Below are 16,188 nucleotides of genomic sequence, written 5' to 3'. Positions count from 1 at the left end.
GCGCGCAGGCCCCGCCTGAGACCTTCGGCACAGATCCGCTCCCGAGGCAACGTTTCAGCCATGGCCGAAAACAGGACGAAAGGCCAGGTGAGAGGGGCGGCCATCGCGCCCCGTCCGTGAGCGCCCCGGCGATTTTCTAAGAATTCGCTCACCGAACGCTGTGCAACCCTTCCCGTCGACCTCCCGTCTGACAAGGAGCAACGGGCCGTGACAGCACGCAGCACGGCGGCGGCGAGGGGTAGCCGAGCGACCAAGGACTGAGGAGCAGATGGCGGACAGCAACGGGACCGCGACGGCCGAAAGCCGCGCTCGCGGCATACGTGCCACGGGCCGCCGGCGCAAGGCGCCCAGCCGGCGCCGCCGGGTACTGACCATCTCGCTGTGCGCGCTGACCAGCGCCGTACTGCTCGGTGGCGCCGGACTCGGATACGTCTACTTCAAGCTCAACGGCAACCTCAAGGGCGTCGACATCAACGCCGCCCTGGGCCACGACCGGCCCAAGAACGTCGACGACGGATCGATGGACATCCTCGTCATGGGCTCCGACTCCCGCGCCGGCAAGAACGGCGACTACGGCAGGGACGAGGGCGGCGCCCGCTCCGACACCGCGATGGTCGTCCACGTCTACAAGGGCCACAAGAAGGCCAGCGTCGTCAGCATCCCCCGCGACACCCTGATCGAGCGGCCCCAGTGCAGCACCAAGGACGGCAAGACCGTCCCCGGTGAGCAGCGGGCGATGTTCAACACCGCGTTCGAGGTCGGCGGACCGGCCTGCGCCGTCAAGACCGTCGAGTCGATCAGCGGGATCCGGATGGACCACTTCATCGAGGTCGACTTCACCGGCTTCAAGAAGCTCATCGACGCGCTGGGCGGGGTGGAGATCACCACCAGCAAGGCGATCGACGACAACAGCAGCCATCTGCATCTGCAGCCCGGCAAGCACACCCTCGACGGCGAGAAGTCGCTCGGCCTGGTCCGCACCCGGCACGGTGTGCCCGGCGGCGACGGCAGCGACCTGGGCCGCATCCAGCTGCAGCAGACGTTCCTCAAGGCCCTGATGAACCAGGTCAAGAACGTCGGCCTGCTCACCAACCCCGCCAAGCTCTACGACGTCGCCGACACGGCCACCAAGGCCATCACCACCGACACCGACCTCAACTCGGTCGGTGAGCTGACCGGGCTGGCCAAGAGCCTGGGCTCCATCGGGTCCGAGAGCATCGACATGGTGACGCTGCCGGTGACGTACGACACCGCCAATCCCGACCGCGTGGTGCCGCTGACCAAGCAGGGCAAGCAGGTCTGGGACGCGCTGCGGCAGGACCGGGACATCCCCAAGTCCGCGATCAAGGGCTCGGCCGGCGACAAGGGCGGCACGGACAACTACGTGAAGTAGCCGCACGGGCCGTTCGAGGGGCCCGGGAGCGGCCGGGGAATAGCCGGGCACGTACCCCGGTTTTGGGAGATACGGCTAGTCCTGGCAGACTGGACCGTCGGCCCCGGTTCACGTGACGTAACCCGCGACACGACCCGGTGCACTCCCAAACCTAGGAGAATCCCTTGAAGCGCGACATCCACCCGGAGTACGTCGAGACCCAGGTCAGCTGCACCTGTGGCGCGTCCTTCACCACCCGTAGCACCGTTGCCGGCGGCAGCATCCGCGCCGACATCTGCTCCGAGTGCCACCCGTTCTACACCGGCAAGCAGAAGATCATGGACACGGGCGGTCGCGTGGCCCGCTTCGAGGCCCGCTTCGGCAAGGCCGCCGCTGCCAAGAAGTAGCGACTCTCAAGGCGCCGGTATCCGGTCGCCCCTGTCCTGGGGTGACCGGACCGGCGTCTTTGTTTCGTCGTCCCAGCCGTCCGGCCGGGGGTCCGGGGGCGGCGCGGCGAAGCCGCAGCAGCAGTCCCCGGGAGACACAGCCACCAGCCAGCAGAGGAACCCACGATGTTCGAGGCGGTCGAAGAACTGATCGGCGAGCACGCCGATCTCGAGAAGCGGCTGGCCGACCCCGCGGTCCACGCCGACCAGCGCGAGGCCATGCGACTCAACAAGCGCTACGCCGAGCTGACCCCGATCATCGCGACGTACCGCGACTGGAAGCAGACCGGCGAGGACATCGACACCGCGCGCGAACTCGCCGTGGACGACCCGGACTTCGCCGACGAGGTCAAGGAGCTCGACGCCCGGCGCGAGGAGCTGACCGAGAAGCTGCGGCTGCTGCTCGTCCCGCGCGACCCCAGCGACGACAAGGACGTCATCCTCGAGGTCAAGGCCGGCGAGGGCGGCGAGGAGTCCGCGCTGTTCGCCGGCGACCTGCTGCGGATGTACCTGCGCTACGCCGAGCGGGTCGGCTGGAAGACCGAGATCCTGGACGCCAACGAGTCCGACCTCGGCGGCTACAAGGACGTCCAGGTCGCCGTGAAGACCAAGGGCGGCGGCGGTGCCACCGAGCCCGGACAGGGCGTCTGGGCGCGGCTGAAGTACGAGGGCGGGGTGCACCGCGTCCAGCGGGTGCCCGCCACCGAGTCGCAGGGCCGGATCCACACCTCCGCCGCCGGCGTGCTGGTCACGCCCGAGGCCGAGGAGGTCGAGGTCGAGATCATCGCCAACGACCTGCGGATCGACGTCTACCGCTCCTCGGGCCCCGGCGGCCAGTCCGTCAACACCACCGACTCCGCGGTGCGCATCACCCACCTGCCCACCGGCATCGTCGTCTCCTGCCAGAACGAGAAGAGCCAGCTGCAGAACAAGGAGCAGGCGATGCGCATCCTGCGCTCCCGGCTGCTGGCCGCCGCCCAGGAAGAGGCCGAGCGCGAGGCGTCCGACGCCCGGCGCAGCCAGGTCCGCACGGTCGACCGCTCCGAGCGGATCCGCACGTACAACTTCCCGGAAAACCGCATCTCGGACCACCGCGTCGGCTTCAAGGCGTACAACTTGGACCAGGTGCTCGACGGCGAACTCGACCCGGTCATCCAGGCGTGCGTCGACGCCGACTCGGCCGCAAAGCTCGCCGCCGCCCAGTAAGGCGGCACCACCCGTAAGACCCTGCACGAACCGGCTGGAGGACCCCAGTGCAGCAATCCCCCGGGGGGCACAGCGACCCCCAGCGGCCCCGCCGCGGGCCGAGCCCCCGGTCTCTGCTGCTCGCCGAGGTGGCGCAGGCCACCCAGCGGCTGGCCGACGCCGGCGTGCCCTCGCCGCGCTTCGACGCCGAGGAGCTCGCCGCGCATGTGCACGGCGTCAAGCGGAGCCAGCTGCACACCGTCCCCGACGCGGACTTCGACGCCCGCTACTGGGAGGCGATCGCCCGCCGCGAGGCACGTGAGCCGCTCCAGCACATCACCGGCCGGGCGTTCTTCCGGTACCTCGAACTCCACGTCGGGCCGGGGGTCTTCGTGCCCCGGCCGGAGACCGAGTCGGTGGTCGGCTGGGCGATAGACGCGGTACGGGCCATGGACGTCGTCGAGCCGCTGATCGTCGACCTGTGCACCGGCTCCGGGGCGATCGCCCTGGCGCTCGCGCAGGAGGTGCCGCGCTCGCGGGTGCACGCCGTGGAGCTGTCCGAAGAGGCCCTGGAGTACGCCCGCAAGAACGTCGAGGGGTCCCGCGTCGTTCTCCATCACGGCGACGCGCTGACCGCGCTTCCCGAACTGGACGGGCAGGTCGACCTGGTCGTCTCCAACCCGCCGTACATCCCGCTGACCGAGTGGGAGTACGTCGCCCCCGAGGCCCGCGACCACGACCCGGAGCTGGCGCTGTTCTCGGGCCAGGACGGCCTGGACACCATCCGTGGCATCGAGCGGACCGCACACCGCCTGCTGCGGCCCGGTGGCCTGGTCGTCATCGAGCACGCCGACACCCAGGGCGGACAAGTGCCGTGGATCTTCACCGAGGAGCGGGGCTGGGCCGACGCGGCCGACCACCCCGACCTCAACAACAGGCCCCGCTTCGCCACCGCACGCCGGGCGACGCCATGACGCGTCCCGCCTTGACGCCTGATGCAGCCGACGCATCCGATGTATTCGTTCCGCACGAGGAGGTCCCGTAATGGCACGGCGATACGACTGCAGCGACGCCACGGACCGCGCGACCGGTCTGCGCGAAGCCGCCTCGGCCGTCCGCCGCGGTGAGCTGGTCGTGCTGCCGACCGACACCGTGTACGGGGTCGGCGCGGACGCCTTCAGCGCGGAGGCCGTCGGCGACCTGCTGGAGGCCAAGGGCCGCGGCCGCGGCATGCCCTCCCCGGTCCTCGTCGGGTCCCCCAACACCCTGCACGGGCTGGTCACCGACTTCTCCGAGCAGGCCTGGGAGCTGGTCGACGCCTTCTGGCCCGGCGCGCTCACCCTCGTCGCCCGGCACCAGCCGTCGCTGACCTGGGACCTGGGCGAGACCCACGGCACGGTCGCGGTGCGGATGCCGCTGCACCCCGTCGCGATCGAGCTGCTCACCGAATTCGGCCCGATGGCCGTCTCCAGCGCCAACCTCACCGGCCACCCGTCCCCGCAGGACTGCGACGCCGCACAGGAGATGCTGGGCGACTCGGTCTCCGTCTACCTCGACGGCGGCCCCACGCCCGCCGCCGTACCGTCCTCGATCGTCGACGTCACCGGCAAGGTCCCGGTGCTGCTGCGCGAGGGCGCGATCAGCGCGGACGAGCTGCGCAAGGTGGTACCCGAGCTCGAGGTGGCCAATTGATGGCGCCCCTGGGGCGTGGCATAGCGGGACCAGGCGGCGACACCCACCCTCCGGTACCCCCCTCACCCCCCTTCCGGATCCTCCACGTCAGCACCGGCAACGTCTGCCGCTCGCCGATCACCGAGCGGCTGCACCGCCATGCCCTGGAACTGCGCCTCGGCGGGGCCCACAGCGGCGGTCTGGTCGTCGAGAGCGCCGGCACCTGGGGCCATGAAGGCGCCCCCATGGAGGCGCACGCCGCCACGGTGCTGGCGGACTACGGCGCGGACCCGGCCGGCTTCATCGGCCGGGAGCTGCTCGACGAGCACGTCATCCGTGCCGACCTGGTGCTCACCGCCACCCGCGACCACCGCGCGCAGGTGATCTCGATGGGCCACTCCGCGGGACTGCGCACCTTCACGCTCAAGGAGTTCAACCGGCTGGTGCGGGCGATAGATCCCGCCACGCTGCCCGAGCCCGACCCGGACCTCCCGGACGGCGGGCTGGTCGAGCGGGCCCGTGCGCTGGTCGGCGCCGCCGCCGCGCTGCGCGGCTGGCTGCTGGCGCCCACCCCGGAGTCCGACGAGGTCTACGACCCCTACGGCGCCCCCATCACCTTCTTCCGCTCCATCGGCGACGAGATCAACCAGGCGCTGGACCCGGTCGTCACCGCCCTGACGGGAGTCCCCGCACGGGCGTAGCAGGTCCTTGGGCGCGGATGCCGGGCCCGCAGCGGCCCCGACGTGACCGCACACCGCGCCCGATCGCCGTGCCGCGCCTACATTGGGACTACGTCCCCGTACGAGGCCCGGAGCCAGCGATGCCCGCTACCACCGCGTCACCCCGCAGCGAGTCCCCGGCCGGTCGTGCGCCGGCGGCCGAGCCCGCCGCCGGCCCCGGTGCCGGCGGGGCCCAGGCGGCCGAGGAGCGGGCCCGGGCCGCGGCCCGTGAGGGAGTCACCCACCCGGCCGGCGCGCCGGACTTCGCCGCGCTGCTGAGCCAGGACCCCGAGATCGCCGGCGTACTGCTCGGTGAGAGCGCCCGGCAGAGCGACGGGCTGCAGCTGATCGCCGCGGAGAACTTCACCTCACCGGCCGTCCTCGCCGCCCTCGGCTCCCCGCTGGGCAACAAGTACGCCGAGGGCTATCCGGGCGCCCGGCACCACGGCGGCTGCGAGATCGTCGACCTCGCCGAGCGGATCGCGGTGGAGCGCGCCAAGGCCCTTTTCGGCGCCGAACACGCCAACGTCCAGGCCCACTCCGGGTCTTCGGCCGTACTGGCCGCCTACGCCGCCCTGCTGCGCCCGGGAGACACCGTCCTGGCCCTGTCCCTGCCGCACGGCGGACACCTCACCCACGGATCGCCCGCGAACTTCTCCGGCCGCTGGTTCGACTTCGCGGGGTACGGCCTCGACGAGGAGACCGGGCTGCTGGACTACGACGTGATCCGCGAGCTGGCCCGCGCCCGCCGCCCCAAGGCGATCGTCTGCGGCTCGATCTCCTACCCCCGGCACATCGACTACGCCGCCTTCCGCGACATCGCCGACGAGACCGGCGCGTATCTGATCGCGGACGTCGCGCACCCGCTCGGGCTGATCGCCGGGGGAGCGGCGCCCAGCCCGGTCCCGTACGCGCATGTGGTGTGCGGCACCACGCACAAGGTGCTGCGCGGGCCGCGCGGCGGGCTGATCCTGTGCGGGGCGAAGCTGGCCGAACGGATCGACCGCGCGGTGTTCCCCTTCACTCAAGGGGGTGCACAGATGAACGCGATCGCCGCCAAGGCCGTCGCCTTCGCGGAGGCCGCCACGCCCGCCTTCGCCGGGTACACCCGCCAGGTCGTCGCCAATGCCCGGGCGCTCGCCGGGGCGCTGGCCGAGCAGGGCCTGGCGATCACCACCGGCGGTACCGACACCCATCTGATCACCGCCGACACCACGCCCCTGGACCTGGACGCCCGCACCGCCCGGGGCCGGCTGGCGGCCGCCGGGATCGTGCTGGACACCTGCGCGCTGCCCTGCGCCGATACGCCCTCGACACGCCGGACCGGGCTGCGGCTGGGCACCGCCGCGGTGACGACCCAGGGGATGGGCGAGGCCGAGATGCGGCAGGTCGCGGAGCTGATCGTGGCGGCGCTGTGGGAGGACGGCGGGGCCCGCTCCAGGACCGTCGCATTGGTCCGGGGCTTTCCGCCTTATCCCGATCACGGATGATGGCGGGAACCGTCCGCTGACGCGTGACGTCTTCTCCTGTATTCACGGCCAGGGGGCGGACACGCATAGGGTGTGGGGCTGTGATGGCCAGCTATACCAATGGGGCAGCCCGTGCGTGAATACCTGCTGACGCTGTGCGTCACGGCCGCGGTCACCTACCTGCTGACCGGGCCGGTGCGGAAGTTCGCGATCGCGGCCGGTGCGATGCCGGAGATCCGTGCGCGCGATGTGCACCGCGAGCCGACACCGCGGCTCGGCGGCATCGCGATGTTCGGCGGGTTGTGCGCCGGCCTGCTGGTCGCCTCGCACCTGACCAACCTCAAGAGCGTCTTCGAGAACTCCAACGAGCCGCGGGCGCTGCTGTCGGGCGCGGCGCTGATCTGGATCCTCGGCGTGCTGGACGACAAGTGGGGCGTGGACGCGCTGGTCAAGCTCGGCGGCCAGATGATCGCCGCGGGTGTGATGGTGCTGCAGGGCCTGACGATCCTGTGGATCCCGATCCCGGGTGTCGGCACGGTCTCGCTGACCCCGATGCAGGGCACGCTGCTGACCGTCGCGCTGGTGGTGATCACCATCAACGCGGTGAACTTCGTGGACGGTCTGGACGGCCTGGCCTCGGGCATGGTGTGCATCGCCGCCGCGGCGTTCTTCATGTACGCGTACCGGATGTGGTTCGGCTACGGCATCGAGGCGGCCGCACCCGCAACGCTGTTCTCGGTCGTTCTGATGGGCATGTGCCTGGGCTTCCTGCCGCACAACATGCACCCGGCGCGGATCTTCATGGGCGACTCGGGGTCGATGCTGATCGGCCTGGTCATGGCGGCCGGCGCGGTCTCGGTGACCGGCCAGGTCGACCCGGATCTGCTCAACCTGAAGGCGGGCGGTCTGCGCGAGGCCACCCACGCGATGGTGCCGGTCTACATCCCGCTGCTGCTTCCGCTGACGGTCATCGCGGTGCCGGTCGCCGACCTGATCCTGGCGATCGTGCGCCGTACGTGGAAGGGGCAGTCGCCGTTCGCGGCCGACCGCGGGCATCTGCACCACCGGCTGCTGGAGATCGGGCACTCGCACAGCCGGGCCGTGCTGATCATGTACTTCTGGTCGGCGCTGATCGCGTTCGGCGCGGTCGCGTACTCGGCGAACAACGCCAGCATGTGGATCGTGCTGGGCATCGTGCTGCTGAGCGCGGTGGGCCTGGTGCTGCTTCTGCTGCCGCGCTTCACCCCGCGGGCGCCGCGCTGGGCGGAGCGGATGGTTCCGCCCCGCTACCGCAGGGTCACCCGTACGGCGGCGGCATCGGCGACGGCGGCGGACGGCGGGAGCGCCGACGCGCCGGAGGAGGAGCGCGAGCCGGTCCCGGCGGGCATCAACGGGGCCACCGCGATCGGCGACCGATCACGCTTCGTGGATCGCCGGAGGGCGGGGAGTCACCGCTGATCCCGCCGTCCGGTCGCCCGAACGGGCATCGAAAACCGGGGCGGTTGACCCCATACCAGACAAAAAGCCAGCCGTCAGTGCACCAACGCGCAGGTTCACGCTCAGGTGTGACAGGGTCCACACGAACCAGGTAAAGACCTCATCAAATAGTTTGTGATACCGTTCACGAAACCCGGCGACAGAGCCGAAGGACCGTAGTGCGACTGTCCTTGGGCCTCAGGTTCCGCCTCAGGCCGGGTCTACGCTCGTCCCTGACGACACACCCCCACCCCTTGCCGGAGCGCCGCCATGCAGTCGAATGACGCCCGACTACTCCTTCACGCCGTTGTGCCCACGCTCGCCATCGGCGTCCTCGCCGTTGTCGTGAGCGCCGTGGTCGCGGGCGCGCAGGGAGCGATCGGCGCCGTCGTCGGCACCGCGCTGGTGATGCTCGTCATGGGAGCGGGCCTGGTTGTCCTGCAGAAGACCGCGAAGAACCTCCCCGATCTGTTCCAGATGATGGGGCTGCTGCTCTACACGACGCAGATCCTGTTCGTGCTGGTCTTCCTGATCGTCTTCAAGGACACAACCCTCTTCGACACCAAGGCATTTGCGTTCACCCTGCTCGGCACGACCCTCGTGTGGATCGCGGCGCAGACCCGCGGCCATATGAAGGCGAAGATTCTTTACGTGGATCCCGACTCTGCCGACGCGAAGAAGGCGGAGACGGCGGGGTCGCCGACGTGACACGTAGGGCCGAAATAAATGCCCTCATGCGGGCCTGCTATCGTCCGGTGCCAACTGCGGCACAGATGGCGCAGGCGGCTGAGCTCCCGAGTTCCACTCGAGGAAACGGGCAGTTCTCGCGGCCGATGCCTGTGATCCGGCCCGGCCCAGCGCCGGCCGTCCGCCCCCAAATCCGTAAGACCAGTCCAGTGCCGCTCCGTGGCTCAACGCCGCGCCGACACAACGAGGTTGCCGTACCCATGCGCCACGCTGAAGGAGCCCGCGGTGAGTGCTGAAACGATGCTCGCCTTCAACACGGAGTGCCACCTCCTCATTCCGGGGTGTGGCTTCGAGGCCCCGGGTCTTCATTCGTTCGTATTCGAACCCCTCTTCACGATCGGCGGCTTCGAGTTCAACAAGCCGATGCTGCTGGCTCTGCTCAGCACGGTCGTCGTGGTGTGGTTCTTCTGGGCCGCATTCGGCAAGGCCAAGGTCGTGCCCGGAAAGCTCCAGATGATCGGCGAGGCGGGCTACGACTTCGTGCGCCGCGGTCTGGTCTATGACGCGCTGGGCAAGAAGGAGGGCGAGAAGTACGTCCCCCTGATGGTCTCGCTGTTCTTCTTCGTGTGGATCATGAACCTGTGGTCGATCATCCCGGTCATGGCGTTCCCGGTGACGTCGGTCATCGCCTTCCCCATCGGCCTCGCGGCGATCGTCTACATCCTGTGGGTCTACCTGACCTTCAAGAAGCACGGATTCGTCGGCGGCCTGAAGAACATCACGGGCTATGACAAGTCGCTCGGCTGGGTGCTGCCGCTGATCGTCGTCATCGAGTTCCTGTCGAACATGATCATCCGGCCCTTCACCCACGCGGTCCGGCTCTTCGCGAACATGTTCGCCGGCCACCTGCTGATCCTGATGTTCACCATCGCCAGCTGGTACCTGCTGAACGGCATCGGCATCGTCTACGCCGGCGCCTCGTTCGCCATGACCCTCGCGATGACGGCCTTCGAGCTCTTCATCCAGGCTGTCCAGGCGTACGTCTTCGTCCTCCTGGCCTGCAACTACGTCCAGGGCGCGCTCGCCGAGCACCACTGAGCACCCCGCCTCCCAGCCCCAACAGCTGTCCGGTGGCCAACCCCCACCGGTCCGTGAAATGAGAAGGAAGTAACGGCATGTCCGCTGCTCTCGAGACTGTCAACCTCGCCTCCGCGACCGCCTTCACCGGCAGTGCCAGCGCCATCGGCTACGGCCTCGCCGCGATCGGCCCCGGCGTCGGCGTCGGCATCATCTTCGGTAACGGCACCCAGGCCCTGGCTCGTCAGCCCGAGGCCGCCGGCCTGATCCGCACCAACCAGATCATGGGTTTCGCCTTCTGTGAGGCGCTCGCCCTCATCGGCATCGTCATGGGCTTCGTTTTCAAGTAAACGAACCACATCGACACCCATTTAGACGGAAGGCACTGATGTGAAGCCCCTGGTGAACATGGCGGCGGAGGTTCCCGAGAACCCCCTGGTCCCGCCGATTCCGGAGCTGGTCATCGGCCTGATCGCGTTCTTCATCGTCTTCGGCATCCTGGCCAAGAAGCTCCTCCCGACCATCAACAAGGTTCTGGACGAGCGTCGGAAGCTGATCGAAGGCCGGATCGATGACGCCGAGGCGATTCAGGCCGAGGCCCAGCAGGTGCTCGCGGACTACCGGGCCCAGCTGGCCGACGCCCGCCACGAGGCCGCGCGCCTGCGCCAGGAGGCGCAGGAGCAGGGTGCGACTCTCATTGCTGAGATGCGCGCCGAGGGCCAGCGGCAGCGTGAGGAGATCATCGCTGCCGGTCACGCCCAGATCGAGGCGGACCGTAAGGCGGCCGCGCAGGCACTGCGTCAGGACGTTGGCACGCTCGCCACCGAGCTGGCCGGCAAGCTCGTCGGCGAGTCCCTCGAGGACCACGCCCGGCAGAGCCGGACCATCGACCGCTTCCTCGACGAGCTCGAGGCCCAGGCGGCGTCGGACACGACGAAGGCTGAGGCCGGCCGATGAACGGAGCGAGCCGCGAGGCACTCGCCTCCGCACGCGAGCAGCTCAACGCGCTGACGGACGACACTGCCGTCGACGCGGCGAAGCTCGCCGAGGAGCTGGCTGCCGTCACCGCTCTGCTCGACCGCGAGGTGTCGCTGCGTCGGGTCCTGACCGACCCGGCGCAGGCCGGCGAGGCGCGGGCCGAACTGGTCGGACGGCTGCTCGGCAGCCAGATCGGCGGACCGGCCCTCGACCTGGTCAGCGGCATGGTCCGCTCCCGCTGGTCGCGCTCGCGCGACCTGACGGACGCGATCGAGGAGCTGGCCTACAGCGCCGACCTCGTCGCGGCCCAGCGGGCCGGCGGGCTCGACGACGTCGAGGACGAGCTGTTCCGGTTCGGCCGGATCGTCGGTTCCAACGGCGAGCTGCGTCGTGCGCTGACCGACCCGAACGCGACGGTCGCGGCCAAGACGGAGCTGCTGCGTTCGCTGCTGGGCGGCCGGGCCAACCCGGTCACCGAGCGGATCGTGATCCGTCTTGTCGCACAGCCGCGGGGCCGTAGCCTGGAAGCGGGGCTCGACGCCCTCTCCAAGCTGGCGGCGAGCCGCCGGGACCGCATGGTCGCGGTGGTCACCTCCGCGGTGCCCCTCAGCGACGGGCAGCGGGAGCGGCTGAGCGCCTCCCTGTCCTCGCTGTACGGACGGCAGATCCACCTGAACCTCGACGTGGACCCCGAGGTCCTCGGCGGCGTCCAGGTACGGATCGGCGACGAGGTCATCAACGGGACCATCGCGGAGCGCCTCGAAGAGGCGGCCCGGCGGATGGCCGGCTGACCCAGCCACCAACTCAAGAGCTGCACAACCGGCGGCCAGGCGCCGGGCCAGCCGGCCGGACCGAGAGGTCCGGCTGCGGTCCGGAAAGAAGCCCCGGGGACCAGCACAAGCATGACGGCGGCCCGAGTTGGGCCGTAGGCGGAAACCCCCTGGGGACATCCCCCAGACCCCCGCAAGTAACTTCGGGCCCAACAAGGAGAGCAGGGAACCCAGATGGCGGAGCTCACGATCCGGCCGGAGGAGATCCGGGACGCGCTGGAGAACTTCGTCCAGGCGTACAAGCCGGACGCGGCCTCGCGCGAGGAGGTCGGCACGGTAAGCGAGGCCGGAGACGGCATCGCGAAGGTCGAGGGCCTTCCCTCGGCGATGGCGAACGAGCTGCTGAAGTTCGAGGACGGCACGCTCGGTCTGGCGCTGAACCTGGAAGAGCGCGAGATCGGTGCAGTGGTCCTCGGTGAGTTCAGCGGTATCGAGGAGGGCCAGCCGGTGCAGCGCACCGGTGAGGTGCTCTCGGTCGCCGTGGGCGAGGGCTACCTCGGCCGCGTCGTCGACCCGCTGGGCAACCCGATCGACGGCCTCGGCGAGATCGAGTCCGAGGACCGCCGCGCCCTGGAGCTGCAGGCCCCGGGCGTCATGGTCCGTAAGTCGGTCCACGAGCCCATGGAGACCGGCTACAAGGCCGTCGACTCGATGGTGCCGATCGGCCGCGGCCAGCGTCAGCTGATCATTGGTGACCGCCAGACCGGCAAGACCGCCCTGGCCGTCGACACGATCATCAACCAGCGCGACAACTGGCGCTCGGGCGACCCGAAGAAGCAGGTCCGCTGCATCTACGTCGCCATCGGCCAGAAGGGCTCCACCATCGCGTCCGTGCGCGGTGCGCTGGAGGAGGCCGGCGCCCTGGAGTACACCACCATCGTCGCCGCCCCGGCGTCCGACCCGGCGGGCTTCAAGTACCTGGCGCCCTACACCGGCTCGGCCATCGGCCAGCACTGGATGTACCAGGGCAAGCACGTCCTGATCATCTTCGACGACCTCTCGAAGCAGGCCGACGCCTACCGCGCCGTGTCCCTGCTGCTGCGCCGTCCGCCTGGCCGTGAGGCCTACCCGGGCGACGTCTTCTACCTGCACTCGCGTCTGCTGGAGCGCTGCGCCAAGCTCTCCGACGAGATGGGTGCCGGCTCGATGACCGGCCTCCCGATCGTCGAGACCAAGGCGAACGACGTGTCGGCGTTCATCCCGACCAACGTCATCTCCATCACCGACGGCCAGTGCTTCCTGGAGTCGGACCTCTTCAACGCCAACCAGCGTCCGGCGCTGAACGTCGGTATCTCCGTCTCCCGTGTCGGTGGTTCCGCCCAGCACAAGGCCATGCGCCAGGTCTCCGGCCGGCTCCGCGTGGACCTCGCCCAGTACCGCGAGCTGGAGGCGTTCGCCGCCTTCGGTTCCGACCTGGACGCGGCCTCCAAGCAGCAGCTGGAGCGCGGCAAGCGCATGACCGAGCTGCTCAAGCAGGCGCAGTACTCCCCGTACGCGACCGAGGACCAGGTCGTCTCCATCTGGGCCGGCACCAACGGCAAGATGGACGACGTGCCGGTCGAGGACATCCGCCGCTTCGAGCGGGAGCTCCTGGACCACCTCCACCGGGAGAAGAAGGACCTGCTGACCAGCATCCGCGAGGGCGCCAAGATGTCCGACGACACCATCGGTGCCATCGCCGAGGCCGTCGACGGCTTCAAGCAGCAGTTCGAGACCTCGGACGGCAAGCTGCTCGGCGAGGACGCCCAGGCCGGCACGAGCAAGTGACGACGGAAGGGACCTGATCCATGGGAGCCAAGCTCCGGGTCTACAAGCGTCGCATCCGCTCCGTCACCGCGACCAAGAAGATCACCAAGGCGATGGAGATGATCGCCGCCTCGCGCGTCGTCAAGGCGCAGCGCCAGGTGGCGGCGTCGACGCCGTACGCGAGTGAACTGACCCGCGCGGTGACGGCGGTTGCCACGGGCTCGAACACCCAGCACCCGCTGACGACCGAGGCGGAGAAGCCGTCCCGGGCCGCGCTGCTGCTCATCACGAGCGACCGCGGTCTGGCCGGCGGCTACTCCTCCAACGTCATCAAGGCCGCGGAGCAGCTCACCGAGCGGCTCAAGGCCGAGGGCAAGGAGGTCGACGCGTACATCGTCGGGCGCAAGGGGGTGTCGTACTACAGCTTCCGCGAGCGCAAGGTCGTGGAGTCGTGGACCGGCTTCACCGACAGCCCGTCGTACGCGGACGCCAAGGCGATCGCCGCGCCGCTGATCGAGGCCGTCCAGAAGGACACCGCCGAGGGCGGCGTGGACGAACTCCACATCGTCTACACCGAGTTCATCTCGATGATGACGCAGACGGCGCTCGACGACCGGCTGCTGCCGCTGTCCCTCGACAAGGCGGCCGCGGAGTCGGCGGAGTCGTCCAAGGGCGAGATCCTTCCGCTCTTCGACTTCGAGCCGTCGGCCGAGGACGTCCTCGACGCCCTGCTTCCGCGGTACGTCGAGTCGCGGATCTACAACGCGCTCCTGCAGGCCGCCGCCTCCAAGCACGCCGCCACGCGGCGTGCGATGAAGTCGGCGACCGACAACGCAGAAGAGCTCATCAAGTCGCTCTCGCGGCTTGCCAACGCGGCCCGACAGGCCGAAATCACCCAGGAAATCAGCGAGATCGTCGGTGGCGCCAGTGCTCTGGCCGACGCGACCGCGGGGAGTGACTGACCACTATGACCACCACTGTTGAAACGGCCACGGCAACGGGCCGCGTCGCCCGGGTCATCGGCCCGGTCGTCGACGTGGAGTTCCCCGTCGACGCGATGCCGGAGATCTACAACGCGCTGACCGTCGAGGTCGCCGACCCGGCCGAGGCCGGCGCCAAGAAGGTCCTGACCCTCGAGGTCGCCCAGCACCTGGGCGAGGGCCTGATCCGTGCCATCTCCATGCAGCCCACCGACGGGCTGGTCCGCCAGGCCGCGGTGACCGACACCGGCGCCGGGATCACCGTCCCGGTCGGCGACATCACCAAGGGCAAGGTGTTCAACACCCTCGGTGAGATCCTCAACAAGCCGGAGGCGGCTGCCGAGGTCACCGAGCGCTGGCCCATCCACCGCAAGGCCCCCGGCTTCGACCAGCTCGAGTCCAAGACCGAGATGTTCGAGACCGGCGTCAAGGTCATCGACCTGCTGACCCCGTACGTCAAGGGCGGCAAGATCGGTCTGTTCGGTGGTGCCGGTGTCGGCAAGACCGTTCTGATCCAGGAAATGATCTACCGCGTGGCGAACAACCACGACGGTGTGTCGGTGTTCGCCGGTGTCGGCGAGCGCACCCGTGAGGGCAACGACCTCATCGAGGAAATGACGGACTCCGGCGTCATCGACAAGACCGCGCTGGTCTTCGGTCAGATGGACGAGCCGCCGGGCACCCGTCTGCGCGTCGCCCTGGCCGGTCTGACCATGGCGGAGTACTTCCGCGATGTGCAGAAGCAGGACGTGCTCTTCTTCATCGACAACATCTTCCGCTACACCCAGGCGGGTTCCGAGGTCTCCACGCTGCTCGGCCGTATGCCGTCCGCGGTGGGTTACCAGCCGAACCTGGCGGACGAGATGGGTCTGCTGCAGGAGCGCATCACCTCGACCCGCGGTCACTCGATCACCTCGATGCAGGCGATCTACGTCCCCGCGGACGACCTGACCGACCCGGCGCCGGCCACCACCTTCGCCCACCTGGACGCGACCACCGTTCTGTCGCGCCCGATCTCGGAGAAGGGCATCTACCCGGCGGTGGACCCGCTGGACTCGACGTCCCGGATCCTGGACCCCCGCTACATCTCGCAGGACCACTACAACTGCGCCTCGCGCGTCAAGACGATCCTGCAGAAGTACAAGGACCTCCAGGACATCATCGCGATTCTGGGTATCGACGAGCTGGGCGAGGAGGACAAGCTCACCGTCCACCGCGCCCGTCGTATCGAGCGGTTCCTGTCGCAGAACACCCACGTGGCGAAGCAGTTCACCGGTGTCGACGGCTCGGACGTCTCGCTCGACGAGTCGATCACCGCGTTCAACGCGATCGCGGACGGTGACTACGACCACTTCCCCGAGCAGGCGTTCTTCATGTGCGGTGGCATCGAGGACCTCAAGGCCAATGCCAAGGAGCTGGGCGTCTCCTGACCCCGGCACGGTATCGGGGGGGGCCCTGGGGGGCCCCCGTCCTTGCGACCACTGGTGTTTGACCCAAAACCTCCCCCAACAGGCAGGTGGAGACCCAAGGGGCCACCTTGGGTTGGTTGTAC

16 protein-coding genes are annotated in these 16,188 nt (G+C 69.3%); all 16 read left to right on the top strand.

Features of this window, described 5'->3' with window-relative positions; genetic code table 11:
* Positions 1–268: 268 nt before the first annotated feature.
* Positions 269–1,393 (top strand): LCP family protein, encoded by a 1,125-nt coding sequence (locus tag AC0680_RS32610; RefSeq protein WP_478636018.1) that lies wholly within the window; start codon positions 269–271, stop codon positions 1,391–1,393.
* Positions 1,394–1,557: 164 nt separating this feature from the next.
* Positions 1,558–1,779: a 50S ribosomal protein L31 gene (gene rpmE / locus AC0680_RS32605; RefSeq protein WP_136742604.1), complete on the top strand. Its 222-nt coding sequence runs from the start codon at positions 1,558–1,560 to the stop codon at positions 1,777–1,779.
* Between the two features lie 165 nt (positions 1,780–1,944).
* Positions 1,945–3,024: a peptide chain release factor 1 gene (prfA, locus tag AC0680_RS32600; RefSeq protein WP_384434128.1), complete on the top strand. Its 1,080-nt coding sequence runs from the start codon at positions 1,945–1,947 to the stop codon at positions 3,022–3,024.
* Between the two features lie 113 nt (positions 3,025–3,137).
* Positions 3,138–3,977 carry a peptide chain release factor N(5)-glutamine methyltransferase gene (gene prmC, locus AC0680_RS32595; RefSeq protein ID WP_384434218.1) on the top strand — a complete coding sequence of 280 codons (840 nt, stop codon included), beginning with the start codon at positions 3,138–3,140 and terminating at the stop codon, positions 3,975–3,977.
* Positions 3,978–4,047: 70 nt separating this feature from the next.
* The gene (locus AC0680_RS32590; protein ID WP_393493337.1) at positions 4,048–4,695 is read left to right on the top strand and encodes an L-threonylcarbamoyladenylate synthase; all 648 of its coding nucleotides are present in this window, start codon (positions 4,048–4,050) and stop codon (positions 4,693–4,695) included.
* On the top strand, positions 4,692–5,375 hold the full coding sequence (locus AC0680_RS32585) for an arsenate reductase/protein-tyrosine-phosphatase family protein (RefSeq protein ID WP_478636011.1): 684 nt from the start codon (positions 4,692–4,694) through the stop codon (positions 5,373–5,375). Before AC0680_RS32590 ends, AC0680_RS32585 begins: the two co-directional genes overlap by 4 nt.
* A gap of 119 nt (positions 5,376–5,494) precedes the next feature.
* On the top strand, positions 5,495–6,883 hold the full coding sequence (locus AC0680_RS32580; RefSeq protein WP_478636008.1) for a serine hydroxymethyltransferase: 1,389 nt from the start codon (positions 5,495–5,497) through the stop codon (positions 6,881–6,883).
* Between the two features lie 99 nt (positions 6,884–6,982).
* A complete protein-coding gene (locus tag AC0680_RS32575) occupies positions 6,983–8,320 on the top strand; it encodes an MraY family glycosyltransferase (RefSeq protein ID WP_478636005.1) in 1,338 nt (445 codons plus the stop codon).
* Between the two features lie 288 nt (positions 8,321–8,608).
* The gene (locus AC0680_RS32570; RefSeq protein WP_478636003.1) at positions 8,609–9,046 is read left to right on the top strand and encodes a hypothetical protein; all 438 of its coding nucleotides are present in this window, start codon (positions 8,609–8,611) and stop codon (positions 9,044–9,046) included.
* Between the two features lie 279 nt (positions 9,047–9,325).
* Positions 9,326–10,123, top strand: a complete 798-nt coding sequence (gene atpB, locus AC0680_RS32565) for a F0F1 ATP synthase subunit A (RefSeq protein ID WP_384434221.1) — start codon at positions 9,326–9,328, stop codon at positions 10,121–10,123.
* Between the two features lie 77 nt (positions 10,124–10,200).
* The gene (gene atpE / locus AC0680_RS32560; RefSeq protein WP_030414140.1) at positions 10,201–10,452 is read left to right on the top strand and encodes an ATP synthase F0 subunit C; all 252 of its coding nucleotides are present in this window, start codon (positions 10,201–10,203) and stop codon (positions 10,450–10,452) included.
* Positions 10,453–10,510: 58 nt separating this feature from the next.
* Positions 10,511–11,059 (top strand): F0F1 ATP synthase subunit B, encoded by a 549-nt coding sequence (locus AC0680_RS32555; RefSeq protein ID WP_384434224.1) that lies wholly within the window; start codon positions 10,511–10,513, stop codon positions 11,057–11,059.
* Positions 11,056–11,871, top strand: a complete 816-nt coding sequence (locus tag AC0680_RS32550; protein WP_478635999.1) for a F0F1 ATP synthase subunit delta — start codon at positions 11,056–11,058, stop codon at positions 11,869–11,871. The genes AC0680_RS32555 and AC0680_RS32550 overlap by 4 nt, the downstream gene beginning before the upstream one ends.
* A 213-nt stretch (positions 11,872–12,084) precedes the next feature.
* Positions 12,085–13,677, top strand: a complete 1,593-nt coding sequence (atpA, locus tag AC0680_RS32545; RefSeq protein ID WP_384434147.1) for a F0F1 ATP synthase subunit alpha — start codon at positions 12,085–12,087, stop codon at positions 13,675–13,677.
* Positions 13,678–13,697: 20 nt separating this feature from the next.
* On the top strand, positions 13,698–14,618 hold the full coding sequence (locus AC0680_RS32540; protein ID WP_384488109.1) for a F0F1 ATP synthase subunit gamma: 921 nt from the start codon (positions 13,698–13,700) through the stop codon (positions 14,616–14,618).
* A 5-nt stretch (positions 14,619–14,623) separates the two neighbouring features.
* On the top strand, positions 14,624–16,066 hold the full coding sequence (gene atpD, locus AC0680_RS32535) for a F0F1 ATP synthase subunit beta (protein ID WP_384434153.1): 1,443 nt from the start codon (positions 14,624–14,626) through the stop codon (positions 16,064–16,066).
* Positions 16,067–16,188 lie beyond the last annotated feature (122 nt).

Source organism: Streptomyces sp. NPDC043738, assembly GCF_056436545.1.
The sequence above is the reverse complement of the archived record's forward strand: the minus strand, read 5'-3'. Positions and strand labels throughout refer to the sequence as shown.